At 65.0% G+C, this 19,804-nt stretch carries 15 protein-coding genes; 5 read left to right on the top strand and 10 right to left on the bottom strand.

From position 1 onward, the window contains the following. The first annotated feature begins 290 nt into the window (after window positions 1-290). Window positions 291-596: a multiheme c-type cytochrome gene (locus Q9R30_RS19355; RefSeq protein ID WP_396136725.1), complete on the top strand. Its 306-nt coding sequence runs from the start codon at window positions 291-293 to the stop codon at window positions 594-596. 1,130 nt (window positions 597-1,726) lie between these two features. Here Q9R30_RS19355 and Q9R30_RS12940 read toward each other — a convergent pair. Next, window positions 1,727-2,104, bottom strand: a complete 378-nt coding sequence (locus Q9R30_RS12940; protein ID WP_396136724.1) for a hypothetical protein — start codon at window positions 2,102-2,104, stop codon at window positions 1,727-1,729. 341 nt (window positions 2,105-2,445) lie between these two features. On the opposite strand from Q9R30_RS12940, the gene Q9R30_RS12935 reads away from it, so the two are divergent. Beyond that, window positions 2,446-2,694, top strand: coding sequence for a WhiB family transcriptional regulator (locus Q9R30_RS12935; RefSeq protein WP_015937605.1), 249 nt, complete (start codon window positions 2,446-2,448; stop codon window positions 2,692-2,694). Between the two features lie 123 nt (window positions 2,695-2,817). On the opposite strand, the gene Q9R30_RS12930 is transcribed toward Q9R30_RS12935, so the two are convergent. From Q9R30_RS12930 to Q9R30_RS12915, 4 genes are read right to left on the bottom strand one after another with little or no spacing between them, the layout of a single operon-like run. After that, window positions 2,818-4,284, bottom strand: coding sequence for a PAS domain-containing sensor histidine kinase (locus Q9R30_RS12930; RefSeq protein ID WP_311217795.1), 1,467 nt, complete (start codon window positions 4,282-4,284; stop codon window positions 2,818-2,820). Between the two features lie 27 nt (window positions 4,285-4,311). Further along, the gene (locus Q9R30_RS12925) at window positions 4,312-9,165 is read right to left on the bottom strand and encodes an NAD-glutamate dehydrogenase (protein WP_311217794.1); all 4,854 of its coding nucleotides are present in this window, start codon (window positions 9,163-9,165) and stop codon (window positions 4,312-4,314) included. A gap of 57 nt (window positions 9,166-9,222) precedes the next feature. After that, window positions 9,223-10,533, bottom strand: a complete 1,311-nt coding sequence (locus Q9R30_RS12920) for a P-loop NTPase (RefSeq protein WP_311217793.1) — start codon at window positions 10,531-10,533, stop codon at window positions 9,223-9,225. Next, window positions 10,530-11,174: a hypothetical protein gene (locus Q9R30_RS12915; RefSeq protein WP_311217792.1), complete on the bottom strand. Its 645-nt coding sequence runs from the start codon at window positions 11,172-11,174 to the stop codon at window positions 10,530-10,532. Before Q9R30_RS12915 ends, Q9R30_RS12920 begins: the two co-directional genes overlap by 4 nt. 152 nt (window positions 11,175-11,326) lie before the next feature. Between Q9R30_RS12915 and Q9R30_RS12910 the strand changes: the two genes are divergently transcribed. Then, on the top strand, window positions 11,327-11,542 hold the full coding sequence (locus Q9R30_RS12910; protein ID WP_045729765.1) for a helix-turn-helix domain-containing protein: 216 nt from the start codon (window positions 11,327-11,329) through the stop codon (window positions 11,540-11,542). A gap of 37 nt (window positions 11,543-11,579) precedes the next feature. On the opposite strand, the gene Q9R30_RS12905 is transcribed toward Q9R30_RS12910, so the two are convergent. Then, a complete protein-coding gene (locus tag Q9R30_RS12905; RefSeq protein WP_311217791.1) occupies window positions 11,580-12,149 on the bottom strand; it encodes a hypothetical protein in 570 nt (189 codons plus the stop codon). Between the two features lie 98 nt (window positions 12,150-12,247). Between Q9R30_RS12905 and Q9R30_RS12900 the strand changes: the two genes are divergently transcribed. Together Q9R30_RS12900 and Q9R30_RS12895 are read left to right on the top strand one after the other, a co-directional pair. Continuing rightward, the gene (locus Q9R30_RS12900) at window positions 12,248-13,180 is read left to right on the top strand and encodes a LysM peptidoglycan-binding domain-containing protein (RefSeq protein WP_311217790.1); all 933 of its coding nucleotides are present in this window, start codon (window positions 12,248-12,250) and stop codon (window positions 13,178-13,180) included. Window positions 13,181-13,268: 88 nt separating this feature from the next. Next, on the top strand, window positions 13,269-13,781 hold the full coding sequence (locus tag Q9R30_RS12895; protein WP_311217789.1) for an Rv3235 family protein: 513 nt from the start codon (window positions 13,269-13,271) through the stop codon (window positions 13,779-13,781). A 95-nt stretch (window positions 13,782-13,876) separates the two neighbouring features. On the opposite strand, the gene secA is transcribed toward Q9R30_RS12895, so the two are convergent. The 4 genes from secA to Q9R30_RS12875 form a co-directional block, all read right to left on the bottom strand. Next, window positions 13,877-16,615 (bottom strand): preprotein translocase subunit SecA, encoded by a 2,739-nt coding sequence (gene secA / locus Q9R30_RS12890; RefSeq protein ID WP_104998448.1) that lies wholly within the window; start codon window positions 16,613-16,615, stop codon window positions 13,877-13,879. Window positions 16,616-16,662: 47 nt separating this feature from the next. Beyond that, window positions 16,663-17,928 carry a DNA glycosylase AlkZ-like family protein gene (locus Q9R30_RS12885; protein ID WP_311217788.1) on the bottom strand — a complete coding sequence of 422 codons (1,266 nt, stop codon included), beginning with the start codon at window positions 17,926-17,928 and terminating at the stop codon, window positions 16,663-16,665. A 32-nt stretch (window positions 17,929-17,960) separates the two neighbouring features. After that, the gene (gene hpf, locus Q9R30_RS12880) at window positions 17,961-18,686 is read right to left on the bottom strand and encodes a ribosome hibernation-promoting factor, HPF/YfiA family (RefSeq protein ID WP_311217787.1); all 726 of its coding nucleotides are present in this window, start codon (window positions 18,684-18,686) and stop codon (window positions 17,961-17,963) included. Between the two features lie 173 nt (window positions 18,687-18,859). Beyond that, window positions 18,860-19,756 carry a phosphoribosyltransferase family protein gene (locus Q9R30_RS12875; protein ID WP_311217786.1) on the bottom strand — a complete coding sequence of 299 codons (897 nt, stop codon included), beginning with the start codon at window positions 19,754-19,756 and terminating at the stop codon, window positions 18,860-18,862. Between the last annotated feature and the right edge of the window lie 48 nt (window positions 19,757-19,804).

The raw sequence follows: 19,804 nt of genomic DNA, 5'->3' as shown, positions 1-19,804 counted from the left end.
CTGTGCCACAGCATTGGAAGAAACAGAGGTACACCTCACCACGGAATATTTGAAGGCGATGCGCGAAAACACCACTGCACCCGCCGGCACCGCTGACCGGACGCCGGCAGAAGCAGCAGCCTCCCTCGTCTCGATGGTTCGAAGTCTATGGGCCTCACAGGGTGGGGCATCACCTCGGCCGCCGGTTGCCCCTCCGCTGCCCCGGAAGCTCGCCCGACCCGAACAGAAAATATCCCCTGGCGGCGTGACCGCCGAGGCAACGGCGAAGGACGGGACCAGCCAGTGGACCATTGAGCTGGGCTTGGTGGACTTGCCCGACCGCCAAGAGGTCGTGCCGCTGTTGTGGGACCCCGCAAAAGTCAGCCACCTCGCATTTGTCGGAGGCCCGGCGTCCGGCGCCGCGGAGGCCCTTGACCTGGCCGCCCGGGAAGTGGCTGGCCATGCAACCGAATCACACTGCTACTTCCTGGACGCCGGCGGAACCTTCCTCGGCCTGGCAGCACACACCCGGACGGGAGCACACGCAGGGCTGCACGAGCTGCGGCGTGCCGTCCGCATACTTGAACGGCTGGCCCAGGAACTGGCCAGCCGCCTGAGTCGGGCTGACCGCCACGTTCCGCTGGTCCTTGTCATCTCCGGCTGGGGGGCCTGGGTATCGGCTTTTCGGGCAGGACCGCTGGCCTGGGCCGAAGACCTTGTCCAGGATCTGGTCCGCGACGGCGCCCACGCCGGAATCACGGTGCTCATCTCCGGCGAGAGGGAACTCGTTACGGCCAGGTTCTGCGGATCACTTCCCAACCGCATCTACTTCCCCGCAGGCTCCAACGAGGACAGCCGAATCGCATGGCCAAAGATGCCCTCCACAGCCGCGGTCAAAGGCAGGGGCGTGGCACTCGGGCCGATCGTCGGCGGGACCGCGGCCGTCTGCCAGCTCTTCGAACCCGCTGCGGCCAGTGCCGCGCATGGCGGCACCAGCCCGGCCCACGTCGTTACGGCGGGGACCCGGCCTTTCCGGGTTGAGCCGCTGCCCTCCATGGTGTCAATCTCGGAGGTTATGGCGTTGGCTGCCAGGATGGACGACGTCGGGGCGACTGTTAGCGAAGCGCCGCTTGCGAACGGGCAGGGATCACGCCGAAACGCCGCCCATGCCCAGCCGCGGGACCTGCTGCTGGGCGTCGGCGGGGACGAGCTGCAGCCTGTCACCATGCGGATCCCGGCTGGCGGCGTCTTCGCGGTGCTCGGGGGAACAGGTACCGGGAAGACGAACGTCCTGCGAATCCTGCAGGCACTTAACCCCGCGGGCCACTGGACCTGCCCCGACGGCGGCATGGACCCGGAGGAGTTCTGGAAGTGTTCGCTGGCCAGGGCCAAAGCGGGGGAACTGCCAAGGACAGCGGTGCTGTTGGCGGACGACATTGACCTCTTGCCTGCCTGCGCCTTACGCGAGCTGTCCGAGTTGCACGCTCTCGGCCACCCAGTGGTCCTCACGGCAAATTACAGCCCGTTGCTGCTTCAGCGAGTTCCGCTGGTAATGGATTGCCGGGCCGCCGGAAAGGGACTCCTGCTGTCTCCGCGGTCCGCATCGGAGGGCGACCTGTTCGGGGTCCGCTTCGACATCGAGCCGAATCCGCCTGCGGGCAGGGGGATGTTGATATCCCGGGGGCGGACCGCCGCTGTCCAGGTGGCCTGGGCGGGGACCGAATAACAGGACCGGCAGCAGAACCGGCTAAAGCGCCGGCGTGCCTCCACCGGTGCGTGAGGCGTAGCTGATCACCTTGCTGTGGAACAGGAGCACGATGGCTGTGATGGCCGGAACCAGCATTGCCAGCCCAGCAAGCAGGAGGCCGCTGCCCAGAGTAGGAAATCCGATGGTCAGAACGAACAACTGCGCTACAAGGGCCGCAGCCCGGGTCCAGCGGTAGCCGCGGTTCAGGAAGACGGCCACCGCATACAGCCAGGCGGAGAAAGCAAGCAGGAGCACAAGGGTGAATACTGCTCCCCAGAAGGACAGGACAGGACTCCCCGCCACCAATTGGTAGCCGTACCACCCCGCCGCGACCAGGAGGGCAGTAGCCTCCGCGGCCACCACCAGAGCCACCACAATCGCCGCGCCGGGCCGGGCGCTCGGGCCTCCACCATCCTGGCCGCTGCGGTCCTGACCGGGGTCCTCGGCGGGTGAAGGGGACTCTGCTGGATTTACCGGGGGTCTTGACACACTGGCACCCTACCGGACATAGTCGGACAGTGGTGAGGGCCAGCGGCGCCGGTGTGATGTATCGCTCAGCTTTCCGGGGATATCAAGCGTTATTACCCCTTGTTTACACAGCGTTAACATGACAGGCTTGATTCAGATGACCAAGGGGGCCCTGCCGGGCCCTTTTCCTTTGTAGCTACTAGTGAATAATTTCACAAGGGCTCTTCCCAGAAATGGAGCAACTGATCAGCATGGATTGGCGTAACCGCGCAGCGTGCCTCGAAAAGGACCCCGAACTCTTCTTCCCCGTCGGGAACACCGGGCCTGCCCTCCTGCAGATCGAGGAAGCAAAAAGCGTCTGCCGCCGGTGCCCCGTTGTGGACACCTGCCTGCAGTGGGCCCTCGAGTCCGGCCAGGACGCCGGCGTCTGGGGCGGCATGAGCGAAGACGAGCGCCGGGCGCTGAAGCGCCGCGCTGCCCGCGCCCGCCGCGCTTCCTGATCCCACCGAAAGTCCCCATGTTCAAACAGCCCCGGCTGCAACCTTCCAAGGCTGCAGCCGGGGCTGTTTCAGTTGTTCCTCCTGGGCAAGGCCGGCTCCCGCGAAGGCTGCCGTGCTCCGAACCTACTTCCCGGCAAGGCTGAGCCGGATCTCGACGGCGGTGCCGCCACCCTCCCGTGGCCGCCACTGGATGGTCCCGCCCAGTTCGCTCGTCACCAGGGTCCGCACGATCTGAAGCCCAAGCCCCTCAACGTGAGGTGTGTCCGGAAGGCCCGCGCCGTCGTCGGCAATGGTGACGGTGAGCTCCTCTCCGTCATCTCCGTCCGACCGGTCAGCGATCAGCGAGACCGTCCCAGCCCGCCCCTCCAGTCCGTGCTCCACGGCATTGGTTACCAGTTCGTTGATGACCAGGGCCAGCGGGGTGGCGAGGTCGCTGGGCAGCTCGCCAAAGGTGCCGGAGCGTTCCGTCCTGACCTGCTGTGAAGGTGAGGCGACTTCCGCGGAAAGTCGGAACTGCCGTCCGATGAGCTCATCAAAATCCACGCTTTGGGTAAGGCCCTGGGACAGGGTCTCGTGGACCAGCGCGATGGTGGCCACCCGGCGCATCGCCTGCTCAAGCCCCTGTTTCGCTTCGTCGCTGACCATCCGCCGGGACTGCATGCGCAGCAGCGCCGCGACGGTCTGGAGATTGTTCTTGACCCGGTGGTGGATCTCCCGGATGGTCGCGTCCTTGGTAACAAGCTCCATTTCACGCCGGCGAAGCTCGGACACATCGCGGCACAGGACCAGCGCGCCGAAGCGCTGCTGCTCGTCGCGGAGCGGAATCGCGCGCAGGGACAGGCTCACGCCCCGGGACTCGATCTCACTGCGCCACGGCATCCGGCCGGTCACCACGAGGGGCAGCGTCTCATCCACCATGCGGCGGTCCTTCAGCAGGCTGGCGGTCACCTCCGCCAGGGACCGGCCCTCAAGTGACTCCCCGTCACCCAGCCGCCTGAAGGCAGAGACACCATTGGGACTGGCGTACTGCACAATGCCTTCTGCATCCAGCCTGATCAGCCCGTCCCCCACACGCGGCGCACCGCGCCGGGAGCCCGTAGGCGACGCGAAGTCCGGCCAGAGCCCCAGCGTGCCCATCCGCAGCAGGTCATACGCGCACTGGCGGTACGTCAGCTCAAGCCGCGACGGCATCCGCGAGCTGGAGAGGTCCATGTGCGTGGTGACCACGGCAAGGGTGCGCCCGTTGCGGACCATGGGGACCGCCTCCACCCGCAGGGCCATGTCGCTGCTCCAGTTGGTTTCGCTGGAGCGTTCGATGGAACGGCTGCTCCAGGCCTTGTCCACGAGCGGCTGCAGGTCGGACCGGATGCCCTCGCCCACGAAGTCGCCGTGGAACACCGTGTGCGTGGTGGAGGGCCGGACGTGCGCCAGCGCCACGTATCCGTGGTCCGGGTGTGGGAACCACAGTGCAAGGTCGGCGAACGCCAGGTCCGCGACCATCTGCCAGTCCCCCACCAGGAGGTGCAGCCACTCGGCATCGCCCGGCCCAAAATCAGCATGTTCCCTGATGGGGTCCGTAAAGATTGCCACTGCACCTCCATTTGCGACGCCGATTCGCTAGCGTCGAACGATTGACCTCAAGAGCCTCAATGCTACCGACAGTGACGCCATATCGTCGGCCTCGAGTGAATTGACCTCGTCGAACATGGACTTGGCCCTGCTTAGCTGCTCGGCATTCTGAGCCTCCCAGTCCTTCAGGCGGGCCTCCGGCGAGTCGCTGGCAGCGGTGGCGTCCAGCACCGCGGTCGTCATGTCCGAGATGGTGGAGTACAGGTCATCCCGCAGGGCCGCCCGGGCCAGCGCCTGCCACCTGTCCTGCCGGGGCAGGCTGCTGATCCGTTCCAGCAGCGAGTCCGCGTGGAACCGGTTGAAGACGGTGTAGTAGACGGCCGCGATTTCGTTCACGGGGTCCTTGCGCACATGCGCAATCTTGGCAATGTCCAGCAGTACGAAGCTCTCGAAAAGCTCCGCCCATCGCAGGGCGAGGCCCTCCGGCAGTTCCCATTCCCGCGCCGTCTCCAGCCAGCCTGCCACCCGTTCCCGGTCGTCACCCCGCAGGTAGTCCAGCAGGTGGGCCCGCATCGGCTCCATCACGGGCTTGAACTCCGACACGACGTCGGCTATCGGCCGGGATACCGTGCCCTGGCCCAGGAGCCAGCGGACTGCACGGTCAAGCAGCCGCCGGATGTCCAGGTGGACGGCACTCCAGTGCTCGGTGGGGAAGGACGCCGGCAGGCTGTTCAGCTCCCCCACCATGAGGTCCAGCTCGTAGATCTCCCGCAGGGCCACAAACGCCTTCGCCACCGCTGCTTCGCTCGCCGATGTTTCCTCCATCACCCGGAAAGCGAACGTGATGCCGCCGAGGTTAATCATGTCGTTGGCAACCACCGTGGCAATGATCTCGCGCCGCAGCGGGTGGGTGTCCAGTTCAGCGTCAAAACGCTCCCGCAGCTGCGCCGGGAAGTAGGCGCGCAGCGTCTGCCGGAACCAGGGGTCGTCCGCCAGGTCGCTTTCCCGCAGTGCGGTCGCCAGCTCGATCTTGGCATACGCGGCGAGCACCGACAGTTCCGGCGATGTCAGCCCCTGCCCCTGCTGCAGCCGCTCCCGGAGTGCTTCGGTAGAGGGAAGTGCCTCAAGGTCCCGTTTCAGGTCGGCCCTCTTTTCGAGCCAGTCCATCAGCCGTTCGTAGCTTGGGCTCCACTCGGCCACCCTGGTCCGGTCGTTCAGCAGCAGGATGTTCTGGTCGATGTTGTCTTCAAGAACCAGCCGGCCCACTTCGTCGGTCATCGATGCCAGGAAGCCGGCGCGTTCTTCCGCCGACAGTTTTCCGGCGGCCACCATCCGGTCCACGAAGATCTTGATGTTGACTTCGTGGTCGGAGCAGTCCACCCCGGCGGAGTTGTCGATGGCGTCCGTGTTGAGGATGACACCCTGCAGCGCTGCTTCAATGCGGCCGCGCTGCGTCATGCCGAGGTTTCCGCCTTCGCCCACCACCTTGACGCGCAGGTCCCGGCCGTCCACCCGGATCGCGTCGTTGGCCTTGTCCCCCACCGAGGCATTGGTCTCGGTGCTCGCTTTGACGTAGGTCCCGATGCCGCCGTTGTAGAGCAGGTCGGCGGGGGCCAGGAGGACTGCGCGGAGGAGCTCCGGCGGGCTGAGTTCGGTGGTTTCGGCCGGCAGTCCCAGCGCAGAGCGCACTTGGGGCGAAACCGGAATCGACTTGGCCTGCCGGGCGAAGACTCCGCCGCCTTCACTGATGAGCGACTTGTTGTAGTCATCCCACGAGGACCTCGGCAGCTCGAACAAACGCTGCCGCTCGACGAACGAGGCTTCCTCGTCCGGGTTGGGGTCGAGGAAGATGTGGCGGTGGTCGAAGGCAGCAAGGAGGCGGATGTGGCGGGACAACAGCATGCCGTTTCCGAAGACGTCCCCGGACATGTCCCCCACGCCCACCACGGTGAACGGCTGGGCCTGGGTATCCAGGTCGAGTTCGCTGAAGTGGCGTTTCACCGACTCCCACGCGCCCCGCGCGGTAATGCCCATCGCCTTGTGGTCGTACCCCACGGACCCGCCGGACGCGAACGCGTCCCCGAGCCAGAAACCGTACTCGGCAGCGAGCCCGTTGGCGATGTCGGAGAACGTCGCGGTGCCCTTGTCGGCAGCCACCACGAGGTAGGAATCGTCGTCGTCGTGCCTTACAACGTCCGACGGCGGCACAAGCCTTTCGCTGTCACCCTCGGTGAGGAGGTTGTCGGTGATGTCCAGCAGGCCCCTGATGAAGGTCTTGTAGCTTTCGATCCCTTCCGCCATCCAGGCAGCGCGGTCAAGGGTGGGATCCGGAAGCTGCTTGGCAAAGAAGCCGCCCTTCGCACCCGTAGGCACGATGACGGCATTCTTCACCGTCTGCGCTTTAACCAGCCCAAGGATCTCGGTGCGGAAATCCTCGCGGCGGTCGGACCAGCGAAGCCCGCCGCGTGCCACCTTGCCGAAGCGGAGGTGGACCCCCTCCACCCGCGGCGCATAGACCCAGATCTCGAACATGGGGCGCGGGAACGGCAGGCCTTCGAGCCGTGCCGGATCGAGTTTGAAACTCAGGTGAGGCTTCTTCTGGTAGTAGTTGGTCCGAAGGGTCGCCTCGATCAGGTTGACGAAGGTGCGAAGGACCCTGTCGGCGTCGAGCGTTTCCACCTTTTCAATGGACGCGTCCAGGTCCCTGCGCGCGGACGCCTGGGCCTCGGCGCGCTCTTCGTCGCTGAGGGAAGGATCGAAACGCGCGGCGAAGAGCGCCATCAACCCCTTGGTCACGCGGGGGTTGGCCAGCAGGGTGTCGGCCATGAAGCCGAAGGAGTTGGTGTTGCCCATTTGGCGCATGTACCGCGCGTAGGCCCGCAGCACGGTGATCTTCCGCCACTGCAGCCCCTCGCGCAGCACCAGCCGGTCGAAGCTGTCCGACTCCGCTGCACCCGTCACTGCAGCGCCGAAAGACTCTGCCAGGAGCTGACCGGTGGAGACCGGGTCCACCTTTGCCGGGTACTTCAGCCCAAGGTCATACAGGAAGAAGTCGCGGCGGTCCGAAGTTTCGATTTCGAAGGGCCGCTCGTCCAGGACCTCCAGTCCGAGGTTGTGGAAGTACGGCAGGATTTGGCTAAGGCTCTTGGGCTCCAGCATGTAGAGCTTGACCCGGGCGTCCTCCTCCAGCGTTGCCCCCGCGCCTTCCGGGAGATAGACGTGGACGCCGGGCCGCTCCTGGACAGTACCTTCAGCCCTTTCCGCGGCGGCACCATACTTTTCGAACCGGGCGATGTCCTCGAGGGCGTCCTCGACTTCATAATCCACCCGGTAGCTGGCGGGAAACGCTTCCGACCAGATGGCGGCAAGCTCCTTCGCCTCCGCGACGTCCCGCCCCTCGCGCAGGACCTCCGCGATCCCCTCGCTCCAGGAGCGGGCAGCCCGCACAAGGCGCTTTTCCAGCTCTTCCGTATTGACGTTGCTGACGTCCGCGTTCTTGGGCAGCCGGATGCGGAAGAACAGGCGGGCCAGAGCCGACTCCGTCATGCGGGCTTCATAATCGATGGAGACGGCCTGGAACGTTTCGCGGAGTTCCTGCTCGATGCGGAGCCGGACGTTCGTGGTGTACCTGTCCCTTGGAAGATAGACGACGGCGGACATGAACCGGCCGTAGATGTCCGGCCGGAGGAACAGCCGGGTGCGCCGGCGCTCCTGCAGTTTCTGGATGCCGAGGGCGGTGGCAGCCAGGTCCGGGACCTCAATCTGGAAAAGTTCGTCCCTGGGATATGTTTCCAGGATGCCCAGCAGGTCCTTGCCGGAGTGGGAGTCCGGGGGAAAGCCGGCGCTTCGAAGCACCGCGTCAACCTTCTCGCGCACAATCGGAATATTCCGGACCGAGCCGGTGTAGGCGCTGGTTGCCAGGAGGCCAATAAAGCGGCGCTCGCCGTTGACATTCCCCGCGGCGTCAAAGCTCTTCACACCGATGTAGTCCAGGTAGGCCGAGCGGTGGACGGTGGAGCGGGAGTTTGCCTTCGTGATGACCAGTGCGCGTTTTTCCCGCGCCTTCTTCCGGCCGGTGTCCGTCAGGTGCTGGATGTGGGGCGAGTCGGTGGAAGGCCGCAAAAGCCCGAGGCCGCTGTCTTCACGGAGCTCCAGGACATCTTCCCCGTCAACGTTGACCAGGTCGTATTCCCGGTAGCCCAAAAACGTGAAGTTCCCGTCGTCGAGCCAGCGAAGGAGGTCCTGCGCCTGCCGCAGTTCGGCGATTTGGGAGGGGTTGGCTGTCTGGTCAAGGCTTTCCGCGATTTGGATTGCCTTCTGGCGCATCTTTGGCCAGTCTTCCACTGCGGCGCGGACATCCTTCAGGACCCGTTTAAGGCCGTCCAGAAGGGCGGCTTTCGCTTCTTCCGAGACGCGGTTGATCTCGACGGCGATCCAGGACTCCATGTGCGAGGCGTTCTCGCCCTGGGCAATGAGGTGGGACAGGTTGGGCATGGCGGCCGTGTCGCCGCTTGAAATCCCGATGTGCGCCGGGACCCTGCTGACCTTGGTGAGCTCGCCGCTGTCCCTGTTCCGGGTAGCCACGAAGAGGGGGTGCATAACCAGTTTGATGGCGGCATGCTGCCGAACGAGTTCGGCGTTGACCGAGTCCACCAGGAAGGGCATGTCATCTGTTACAACGAAGACCACGCTGCTGTCTTCCTCGTCCAGGATGGCGACCTTCGCCTGGCCAGGCCGCCGGACGGAAGCGATCTCCCGGTGATGATCGGCGCGCGCAACCAGCACGTCCCGGGGGTACGTTCGCGCGTCCTCTTCGGCGAGATGCTGGTAGTAATCCCCAATGAAGCCCTCATCGCCTTCAAGAGAAAGGGGCTGATCCTCCACGCTGGATCCAGACGACATCGACAAACGCCTCCATCACAAGATATTTGCTGCACCATTGCAGCTCTTATGGCGAGCCTAGTCCTTCGCCCGGCGTCGTGCTGTGGAAGAAAAGACAGGAGATCTACGATTTTGCTGGTCGGATGCACAAACCAAATTGCGGATGGCCTGGCGGAGGGGCGAATCTGGTGCAACCTCCAGCAGCAGGGATCCGCCCAACAGTGCGGCATCCGCCGCTGACACATCGTAGGGGAGGAAAGCCTTCAGCTCAGATGCGGGACCGTACCGTTCCCAGGCATCCTTCAGCTGCCGCTCCGGCCCCCTGCCTACCGACGAGGCGCGTACCCGGTTCATCACAACAATGGGTGATGCCTGGGGAACGGATACCTCGAGCTCGGCGAGGCCACGGACCAGCCTCGGCACTCCAACCGGGTCCGCGGTGCCCACTGCGTAGAGTGTGTCAGCCAGCTCAAGCGACCGCAGCGTAGCTGCGTTCCGCCGCGGTGCGAGCGTGTCGAAACTGAGTTCTTCATCCGCTTCAAGGCAGAACCCGGCGTCCACCACCACGATTTCGGCAATCTGCCGGGCGCGTTCGAGGACCAGCGCAAGGGCGGACGCCCTGAGCTCCGTCCAGCGGTCCGCCCGGGTAATACCGGTAAGCACCCTGAAAGTGCCTGCTTTGGTTGCCACTGGTGCGGCAATCTTCTCGAGCGCCTCCACGTCCAGCAGTCCCTGGTCCGCGAGCCTGCACGCCTGTGCAAGGCCAGCCGACTCATCGAGGAGGCCCAGGACGGCCGCTATGCTGGCGCCGTAACTGTCGGCGTCAACAAGGAGAACGGCCTTACCTTCCGCCGCCAACTCCCCCGCTATGTTTGCAGCCACGGTGGTCCGCCCGGGAGCTCCGGCCGGTCCCCAGACCGCGATGATCCTGCCCGGGCCCGGTTCGTCCGGGCCCGGGCACGGCTCTGCCTGGTCGAGCTTCAGGGCAGCGCCGGGGTCAGCCGGTCCGCTTCTCCGGGCGAGACCACCGGGTCCCGGCCCTGCGAGTTGGGCTACCGCCTCCGCAATCCTGTCGGAGAGCGCAGCCGACTCCACGCCGGTCAACGCTGACGCAACCCCTATTGACCGCAGCCGGGCGGCTTCGTCGGCGCTGTCAGTCAGGGCGATGATTGCCACGCCAACGGCCGCGAGCCTGTCCACGAGGGACGAAGTCAGCCCCTCGGACCCGTCCGCCACAATCGCAGCCCTGGCCAGGCCACTTTGGCACGCCGCCAGAAGTTCAGGAAGTTCCGCGCACCTCCTGACCACCGTGACCGGTCCGTGCAGGCGCTCGAGGCCGCCCACCAGATCATCCCGGCTCTGGCCGACGGTAACTACCGGGATGCTCACCTGGCACCGCCGCCCGGGTTCCAGACCACGGAGATTTTCGCTTCGTTGGCCTGGGCTCCCAGAAGAGCCGGCATCTGGCCGTCCTCTACCAGCACCATCAGGACGGTGGTTTTTGACGATCCCAAGGCGGTGGAGCCTGCGGTTACTTCCGCGATCTCAGCACCGGGGAGAAGGAGCTTCGGTTCGCTGAATCCGTTGCGGGCGTCCGGCTGTGCAACCCAAACGTCAACCCTCGCACCGGCGACGGCCTGCGCCGGGAGGGTTTCCTCGATGGTGAGGGCTACCGGTTTCCGGTCGAGTTCGTCGACTGTGCCAAGGCTTGCGCGGGGCACCAGTTGGTCCTTGCCGATGCGCTGGACCGCCACCACGCCTTCGGGGAGACCTGATTCGGCCGTAATGTACTGCGCTTCCGTCTCGCCCAGGCGCACCTTTGCGCGCACGACGTTGTCCCGGGTCAGCCTTTCCCCTACCGCAATGCCGTCACGGGCCGCATATACCTCGGTGGTCCGGTCCGCATTGCCAACAAGGAACACAACACCCGCCACGGACACCAGGACCAGAAGGACACCCACCAGCAAGCGGGGGTCCTTCCATGATGGCCGCTTCAACCTTGCCGCCGTGGCAGATGAATCAGGAACCAAGATAATTCTCCCCCTATGCGCCAGCCCTGCTTGCCGTGTCCAAACACCCTCATTGTTACCGCCGGGGCGCTGGAACGAAAGTCACGATGCCAAACAGGGCCAATCTGTGGATAACAGCAGCATGATGCCCCTTTCGATGGCAAAATGGAGGCATGCCAAGGTTCCTAACGCTTGCAGATGTCGCCGAGCAGCTTCAGATCAACTCGCCGGCCGCGTACGCGCTGGTCCGCAGCGGAGAACTGAAGGCCATCCAGGTGGGCGGCCGGGGGCAATGGCGGGTTGAAGAAAAGATGCTGGAGCAGTACATCGAGGAGCGCTACGCCGAGGCCAGCCGGATGATCCAGGAATCAAAGTCCAAGTCAGTCTGAGCTCCGTCCGGGACTTCGGCGGCAACAGTACCGCCGGCTAAAAATCGGCAGTCCGCCGTGACCTGATGGCCGCCAACCCCGCAAACGGGATGACTGACACCTGTCCGACCTGGCTGCTGCGGCGCACCTCCCCCGGAGTGAACGTCGCCAGGTCCAGGTAGTCCTTCCCCACCCGGTCGATGACACCGGCCAGCCTCACCGCCCCGGCGCCATGCCCCAATGTCACCGCCAACTCCGCACGGTCCCGCGCCAGGGCGCGCAACGCGTGCGCAAGTCCCAGCGCCCTGCGCACCGCCGAGGGTTCAGTGACTGATAACCTGCCCAAGCCCACATAACGTACAGCGGCGGCATACGGGACCAGGACCTGGTGCCGCTCCTCATCGAGCACCAGGGCATCAGCGCCGGCGTGGCTCAGTGTGCCGCGGGCAACCTCGCCACATGCGAGATGCACGGCGAGGCGGCATCCCAAGGCGCCGCGGAGCCGGTCCGCGAGCCCGACGTCCACCATCTCCGCCCGGGCCCGTTCGTTGATCTCGGCGTCCATGGAAAGCCGCTCCGCTTCGGCGAACTGGCTTTCCATGTCATTGAAGAGTGCATCCCAGCGCATTGCGCCAGCGTAGGACCGCGCCGGGCGGCCGGTCAATGCAGCAAGTAATTCTTTCCAGCGTATGGACAAACCTGCACAGCTAGGATCAAACTGTGCTTATGCGAATCAAACAGCATCAAACTGCATCAAACAGGGACTTTGCGGTGAGGTACGCTGCACTGCGGTTGTCCGCCGACGCTGTGGCAGCGGCAGCTGCTCTCCTGTTGGGTCTTTTGCTATGCCTCGTCGGTTCGGGGCTGATGGCACAGTGGAAGGATTCGTCCGCGCGGCAGCAACAGCCCGGCGTCGAGGAGCTTCTGGCCGCCGCGGCAGGCATGGCAGGAGCGGGCATTGTGGCCTGGTGGTTCCTGTCGCTGGCGTGCGCGGCAGCAACAGCCTTCCTTGCCAGGACCGGCAGGACCAGGGCTGCAGCCGCCAGCCGGAAGTTTTCCCCCGCATTCATGCAGCGGCTGATGCTTGCCGCGTTGTCCGTTCAACTCCTGTCCGGACCCGTTGCCCACGCCTCGGTGCCGGCACCCGGCCCGGCGTGGGCACCCACGCAAGGCCATTCAACCTCGGCGCCCGCCAGCCACGCCACGGCGACAGCCCCGGTTTCAGTTCAGTCCCCGCCGGCCGGCACGGAGGCGCTGTCCGGTGCAGGGACCCGACCCGGGAAAGAAGCACCTGCCGGCAACGTGGCGCCCGTCCATACAGGGACGGAACCCGTTGTCGTCGAAGCGAGGGCGACATCAACACCCGTCCACCCTGGCTGGCAACCTGTCCCGCCGGTGGTGAACCCTGGCATGCTTGCGGCTCCTGCCACCCGGGTCCCTCAGGAAGCGGCGGCTGCGGGGCTTGAAGGCGTCACCGTCCAGGCGGGAGACACCCTGTGGGACATCGCTGCCCGTCATCTGGGACACGGCGCTTCGGACCTGGACGTCGCGCTTCAGTGGCCCCGCTGGTACCAGGCCAACCTGGCACTCATCGGACAGAACCCTGACGTGCTGCTCCCGGGACAGATTCTTCAGCCACCTTCACACGCCCGCAAATAGCCAGGTCCGCTCCCGTCGATCCGTCAACAGTCCTTAGCCCGATCCCATCCGCCGTCCAACTGACCGGCCATCCAACCAAGGGGAACCAATGAGTGCAGTAACATCGATACGCACGGACCGGACAACAAGCAGGGCGGGCCAAGGTGCAGCCCCGGGAACGGAGGCAGGCCATGCGCCGCCGCGCCGGGCACCTACACCATCGTTGGCTCCGAGCCGCCACGGAACTCCCGCGCCTTTGCATCCCGCCGACGACATGGCAGAGGTCCGCGCAATCACCCGCGCCACGGTGCAGGCAGCCATGGAGGTACTCGCGGGGATCCGGCCGATCCATCAGCTCGCCCGGCGCCTTGACCCCCGCTGCCTGGCGGCACTACAGCACCGCGCCGCCCTTATCCGGCGCGAGCTCACGCGGACGGGCAATCCGGCCCTGGCAAAGCTCCATCGCAACTCAACTGTCAGGTCGGTCCGGGTCTGCGAGGTCGCCGACGGCATTTACGAGGCCAGCGCAGTGGTGGTGGACGACGTCCGTGCCCGTGCTGTTGCCGTCCGGCTTGAGCAAAGCAAACAGGTGTGGCGGGTGACTGAACTTATCATTGGTTGAAGACGCAGCGAAAAGGCAGCAGGGCCGGGAACCCTTGTTCCCGGCCCTACACTCACTGCATTGCCTGGCACTGCCGCCGGCAGGTCCGCCAGCGGTCAGCGGCGCTTCTTCTTTGCGGAGCGCCTGGCCGCATCCTGCGCGGCCGCCTTGGCCGGATTTCCGGAACGGCCGGAGGAACGGGTCTCTACCCTGGTCTGCGTTTCACCGGTTTCGCTCGGAGCCGTGTACTGCAGCTGGGCAGGCTTTTCCGGTGCTTCCAGACCGGCGGCCCGTACCTGCGGTTCAACATGCTCGGTGTGTCCGCCCTGGGCATCTGCCACCACCACGTCCTGGGCAGGCGTGACTTCCACTTCAAGATTGAACAGGAAACCGACGCTCTCTTCCCGGATGGCTTCCATCATGCTCTGGAACAGGATGAAGCCCTCACGCTGGTACTCCACGAGGGGATCACGCTGTGCCATGGCGCGCAGGCCAATGCCCTCTTTGAGGTAGTCCATCTCGTACAGGTGTTCCTGCCACTTCCGTCCAATGACGGAGAGGACCACCCTGCGTTCAAGTTCCCGCATGCTTTCGGAGCCGATTGCTTCCTCACGCGCCTGGTACACCAGCCGCGCGTCGGACAACAACTCCTCCTTCAGGAACTCAACGGTGAGCCTGGACTTCCCGCCGGCTTCCTCGATGATCTCTTCCGGAGTAACGCTGACAGGGTAGAGCGTCTTGAGGTTGGTCCAGAGCTGGTTGTAGTCCCAGTCGTCACCGTTACCTTCGGCCGTTGCGGCGTCGATGAAAGCGGTAATGGTGTCCTCGACGAAGAACTGCACTTTCTCATGCAGGTCGTCGCCTTCGAGAATCCGGCGCCTGTCGCTGTAGATAGCTTCACGCTGACGGTTGAGGACGTCGTCGTACTTCAGGACGTTCTTGCGCTGTTCGGCGTTGCGGCCCTCAACCTGCCCCTGGGCGGAGGCAATTGCCCGGGACACCAGCTTCGATTCCAGCGCGACGTCGTCGGGCACGGAGCTGTTCATGAGCCGTTCGGCAGCCCCTGAGTTGAAGAGCCGCATAAGGTCATCGGTCAACGACAGGTAGAACCGGGACTCGCCGGGATCGCCCTGGCGGCCGGAACGTCCGCGGAGCTGGTTATCGATGCGGCGTGATTCGTGGCGCTCGGTGCCGAGGACGTAGAGTCCGCCGAGGTCCAGGACTTCCTCATGTTCGTCCTTGACGGACTGCTTCGCAGCCTCAAGGGCGGCCGGCCACTGGGACTCGTACTCCTCGGAGTTCTCTTCAGGGTCCAGTCCGCGCTTCGCGAGCTCGGCCACAGCGGTGAACTCAGCGTTGCCGCCGAGCATGATGTCGGTACCGCGGCCGGCCATGTTGGTTGCCACCGTGACGGCACCCTTTCGGCCCGCCTGGGCCACGATGGCGGCTTCGCGTGCATGGTTCTTCGCGTTCAGGACCTCGTGGCGGATGCCCTCCTTCGCAAGGAGCCGGGAGAGGTATTCGCTCTTTTCAACGCTGGTGGTGCCCACCAGGACGGGCTGGCCCTTTTCGTGGCGTTCGGCAATGTCCCGCACAACGGCGTCGAACTTGACCGTTTCATTCTTGTAGACGAGGTCCGGCTGGTCGATGCGCTGCATGTCCCGGTTGGTGGGAATGGCCACTACGCCCAGCTTGTAGGTGCTCATGAACTCGGCTGCCTCGGTTTCGGCGGTGCCGGTCATGCCCGAGAGCTTGCCGTACATGCGGAAGTAGTTCTGCAGCGTCACGGTGGCCAGGGTCTGGTTCTCAGCCTTGATCTCGACGCCTTCCTTGGCCTCGATCGCCTGGTGCATGCCCTCGTTGTAGCGCCGGCCGGCCAGGATGCGGCCGGTGTGCTCGTCTACGATCAGCACTTCGCCGTCCAGGATGACGTAGTCCTTGTCCCGCTTGAACAGTTCCTTGGCCTTGATGGCGTTGTTAAGGAACCCGATGAGGGGTGTGTTCGCAGACTCGTACAGGTTCTGGATACCGAGGTAGTCCTCCACCTTTTCGATGCCGCTCTCCAGGACGCCGACGGTGCGCTTTTTCTCGTCCACCTCGTAATCCTTCTCCGGCTGCAGCCGGAGGACCACTTTGGCGAATTCGCTGTACCAGCGGTTGGTGTCCCCCTGCGCGGGGCCGGAGATAATCAGCGGGGTACGCGCCTCATCGATGAGGATCGAGTCCACCTCGTCAACGATGGCGAAGTTGTGCCCGCGCTGGACGAGCTCGTTCCTGTCCCACGCCATGTTGTCGCGGAGATAGTCGAATCCGAACTCGTTGTTGGTTCCGTACGTGATGTCCGCGGCGTACTGCTGGCGCCGGACGGCAGGGTCCTGGTTGGCCAGGATGCACCCGCTGGTCAGGCCCAGGAAGCGGTAGACGCGGCCCATGAGGTCGGACTGGTATTCGGCGAGGTAGTCATTCACGGTGACCACGTGGACACCCTTGCCGGTCAGCGCGTTCAGGTAGGCGGGAGCGGTCGCCACCAGGGTTTTGCCTTCACCGGTCTTCATTTCCGCGATGTTGCCCAGGTGCAGGGCGGCACCACCCATCAACTGGACATCGAAGTGGCGCATCCCCAAGGTCCGTGACGAAGCTTCGCGGACTGCGGCAAAAGCCTCGGGGAGGAGGTCGTCCAGCTTCTCGCCGTCCTGGTGGCGTTCGCGGAGCCGGGCGGTTTCTTCCCGGAGTTCGGCATCGGTGAAGGTCTTGAAGGAATCTTCCAGGGCATTAATGGAGTCGGCATAGTTCCGCAGTTGCCGGAGTGTTTTTTTGTCACCGGTGCGGAGAAGTTTTTCGATAAGTGATGCCACGTGAAGATGCTCCCAGTCTCATGCCGCCGAATTCTGGCGTTTTTAGTCTACGGGAGAGACACCGCCGAGAGTCCCGTTTGTTCCCTCAGAGCGGATACTCCCCCGCCGCCGACTGCCGCGGCGAGGCTCCCCGCGAGGTCGCCCACCGGGAACACTTCCACATCGGACAGGCCGAGCCAGTCCGCCATGAGCCGAACCTCCGCAGCGAGTTCGACGGCGGTGTCCGGCGGGGCGTCCGGCTCCGCGAAGGCGGACCTCGCCAGCAGGGTCCCGCGTTTGCGGTCCGCCTTCAGGTCCACACGGGCCACGATCCTGTCGCGGAGGAGGAAAGGAAGGACGTAATACCCGTAGCGCCTCTTGTGTTCGGGCGTGTAAATCTCGATCCGGTAATGGAAGCCGAACAGTTCCTCAAGCCGCCGGCGTTCGAAGACCAGGGAGTCGAACGGACTCAGCAGGGCACGGCCGGTGGCCCGGCGAGGCAACCTCGCCCCGACATGGCGGAAGACGTCACGGTCCCAGCCCGGCACAGTGACGCGCTCCAGCCTGCCCATCCGCACCAGATGTTCGACGGCGGCCGCCGCGGCTTTGGGAGGCGTGCGGAAGTAGTCGGCGAAACAACGTACGGTGCCGATGCCATGTGCCTGGGCAGCGGCGTCGATCAGCCGGTGCATTGCTTCCGCGGGACCGGCCTCGTCTCCCGCCGGCGCGGTCTGCTGCGGCAGCACCCTGGGAGTCAACGTGTACCTCCGCTCGAACTGCTCCGTCCGCGATGCCGCGGAAACCACGCCTTCCTCGAACAGATGCTCGAGCACGCGTTTGACGGCATTCCAGTTCCAGCCCCAGTTGGCCGTCTCCTTCTCCTCGACATGGCCCATCCTGGCAGTCAGCTGGGCCGCAGTCAGTGGCCGTGAGCGTGCCAGCGTGTCCAGGATCTTCCCTGCGATTGCGTCGCGAAGGTCCGGGTCCATGCGGGAGGCGCCAACCCAGGAGCGCTTCTGCCACAGGAGAAGGTCCGCGTAGTGCTCCGGGCGGATGTAGCTCGCCTCGTGGGCCCAGTACTCCACCATGCGCCGCGGATGGACGTCGGTCATTCGCTGCAGGATGTTTAGGTCGTAGTTTCCCAGCCGCGAAAAGAACGGCAGGAGGTGGCTCCGGGAGACGACGTTCACGGAATCGATCTGGACGAGCTGGATCCGGGCAAAGGTGCGGCCCACCGCCCGCGAGGTCACGGGGCCGGTGGGCCGTCCTTTGTCGAGTCCCTGGGCTGCCAAAGCGATCCGCCGTGCCTGGTCCAGGCTCAGCGTCGCTGACACATCAGTCCTCTCTGTGGATGGTGTTCACCACCCTAAGCCTTTGCGGCGGCGTCATCCGAACGGTACGCGATGACCTTTTCCTCCACCACGGTGTCTCCGGGTTCGCACTCGTGGTCCAGCGTGATGACCCCGTAGGTCCAGCCGCGGCGCCGGTACACGACCGACGGCGTGTTGGTGGCCTTGTCCACGAAAAGGTAGAAATCATGGCCAACAAGTTCCATGTTGTCTACGGCATCGTCGAGGGAGAGGGAGGCGGCAGGAAAAACCTTGCGCCGGATCAGGACCGGGGAATTACCGGCCGGGATGTCGTTTTCAACATCGTAGGGAGACTTGTCCTCGGGGGCGGCGACGGCCTCGTTCCGGTGGCTGGCCTCGACATAAAGCGGTTCTTGCGTGCTGGCAGGTTCCAGGGCGGCCGTCGCTTCCCGGACCGCCTTAGGGGTGTGCCGTCCATGATGGACCTTCTTACGGTCCTTGGCCCGACGGAGCCGTTCAAGCAGTTTGTTGTAGGCAAGATCAAAGGCCGCGAACTTGTCAGCGGCGCTGGCTTCGGCACGAATCACGGGTCCCCGGCCCAGTACGGTCACCTCAACGGTCAGCTGATCGCCGGTCTGCCGGGCATTGGTCTCCTTGGAGACTTTCGCGTCGACCCGCTGGACCTTGTCCCCAAGCGACTCGATTTTCGAAATCTTTTCCCCGGCATATTCACGGAACCGGTCTGAAACTGTCAGATTTCGTCCGCTGATCATAAACTCCATGGTGCCCTCCAAATGACTTCGGTGACACGACGGCGGCGCTTCCCTGGGCCGATCTGTGTGACAGTCGAGCCCCTCTCCGAGCCGCCATCGAAAGGTACATTCTGTTCTTGGTACCCACCACCGACGTTAGTTCATAGGCACCCGTTATTCATCCTTTCTTGGTTTATTTTTTTCTAAGTCATGGCGGTTTCCGCGGGTCCCCGGGGTGGGGCGCTGTGGCCCTCGGCGTCCGGCGGGCGTGTCGCAGCGAGGACGACGGCGCCCGCTACCTTGGCCCCTGCCGCATGAAGCGCGCGGGCTGCTTCGGCCAGCGTGGCGCCGGTGGTGAGGACGTCGTCGATGATGACGCAGCGGCGCCCGGCCACCCGTGCCTGCCCCCGCACGGTGACCCGCATGGAACCGCGCACCCGCTGCGCCCGGGCCCCCCGGTCCAGGCCTTTTTGGCCGCCCGGCAGCTGCAGGACGGCCCCGCCGGATTTGGCGAGGACATCTGCGACAGGCAACCCGGCAAGCTGCTGCGAGGCCCCGGCAAGCAGCAGGTGGACGGGGCTGAAGCCCCGGTTCAGATAGGCCTTGGTGCTGGTGGGCACAGGGACAAGACAGGTCTCTTCGAAGCCATCAATTGCTGCGCGGACCGCCCCGCCGAGCGCGCGGCCCAGGCTTCGCTTGAGCTGATACTGGCCGTGCCTCTTGAACGACAACAGCGCCTGCGCGAGCTCTTCGCGGTAGACGCCGGCAGCCACCACCGGAAGCAGCACCAGCCCGTCCACATCCATTAGTGCCGGTGCTCCGCTTTCTGCCCGGAACGGGACTGCGGTGAGGCGCCGGATGTGGCGGCCGCAGGGGATGCAGAGCGCCCGGTCTTCCGCACCGCAGCAGACGCAGTCAACCGGAACGGCAAGCGACAGTAGGTCTGCCGCCGCTCCCGCCAGCTGGTCGGTGAACCGCAGGAGGGCGCTGCCGTGGTCTGAGCGGTGCCTGCCGGAAATTATTTCGGCAGGCGGGTTGAGGTCGGGATCGAGCCGGACACGTGTCACGGCCCTCCGGCCGGCCAGGGGTCTGATGTCCACCCCTACATCTTCGGCCTGCGCACCGTTGCCGGGCAGCGGGCAGGCGCG

Source organism: Arthrobacter sp. AB6, assembly GCF_031844545.1.
In the GTDB taxonomy this organism is placed as follows: Bacteria; Actinomycetota; Actinomycetes; order Actinomycetales; family Micrococcaceae; genus Arthrobacter.
The sequence above is the reverse complement of the archived record's forward strand: the minus strand, read 5'-3'. Positions and strand labels throughout refer to the sequence as shown.

Excerpts from the sequence above, each read along its gene's own strand:
- Q9R30_RS12935 (WP_015937605.1), top strand. The coding sequence starts at position 2,446 with ATGGATTGGCGTAACCGCGCAGCGTGCCTCGAAAAGGACCCCGAACTC.
- Q9R30_RS12925 (WP_311217794.1), bottom strand. The coding sequence starts at position 9,165 with ATGTCGTCTGGATCCAGCGTGGAGGATCAGCCCCTTTCTCTTGAAGGC.
- Q9R30_RS12910 (WP_045729765.1), top strand. The coding sequence starts at position 11,327 with ATGCCAAGGTTCCTAACGCTTGCAGATGTCGCCGAGCAGCTTCAGATC.
- Q9R30_RS12905 (WP_311217791.1), bottom strand. The coding sequence starts at position 12,149 with ATGCGCTGGGATGCACTCTTCAATGACATGGAAAGCCAGTTCGCCGAA.
- Q9R30_RS12900 (WP_311217790.1), top strand. The coding sequence starts at position 12,248 with ATGCGAATCAAACAGCATCAAACTGCATCAAACAGGGACTTTGCGGTG.
- Q9R30_RS12895 (WP_311217789.1), top strand. The coding sequence starts at position 13,269 with ATGAGTGCAGTAACATCGATACGCACGGACCGGACAACAAGCAGGGCG.
- hpf (WP_311217787.1), bottom strand. The coding sequence starts at position 18,686 with ATGGAGTTTATGATCAGCGGACGAAATCTGACAGTTTCAGACCGGTTC.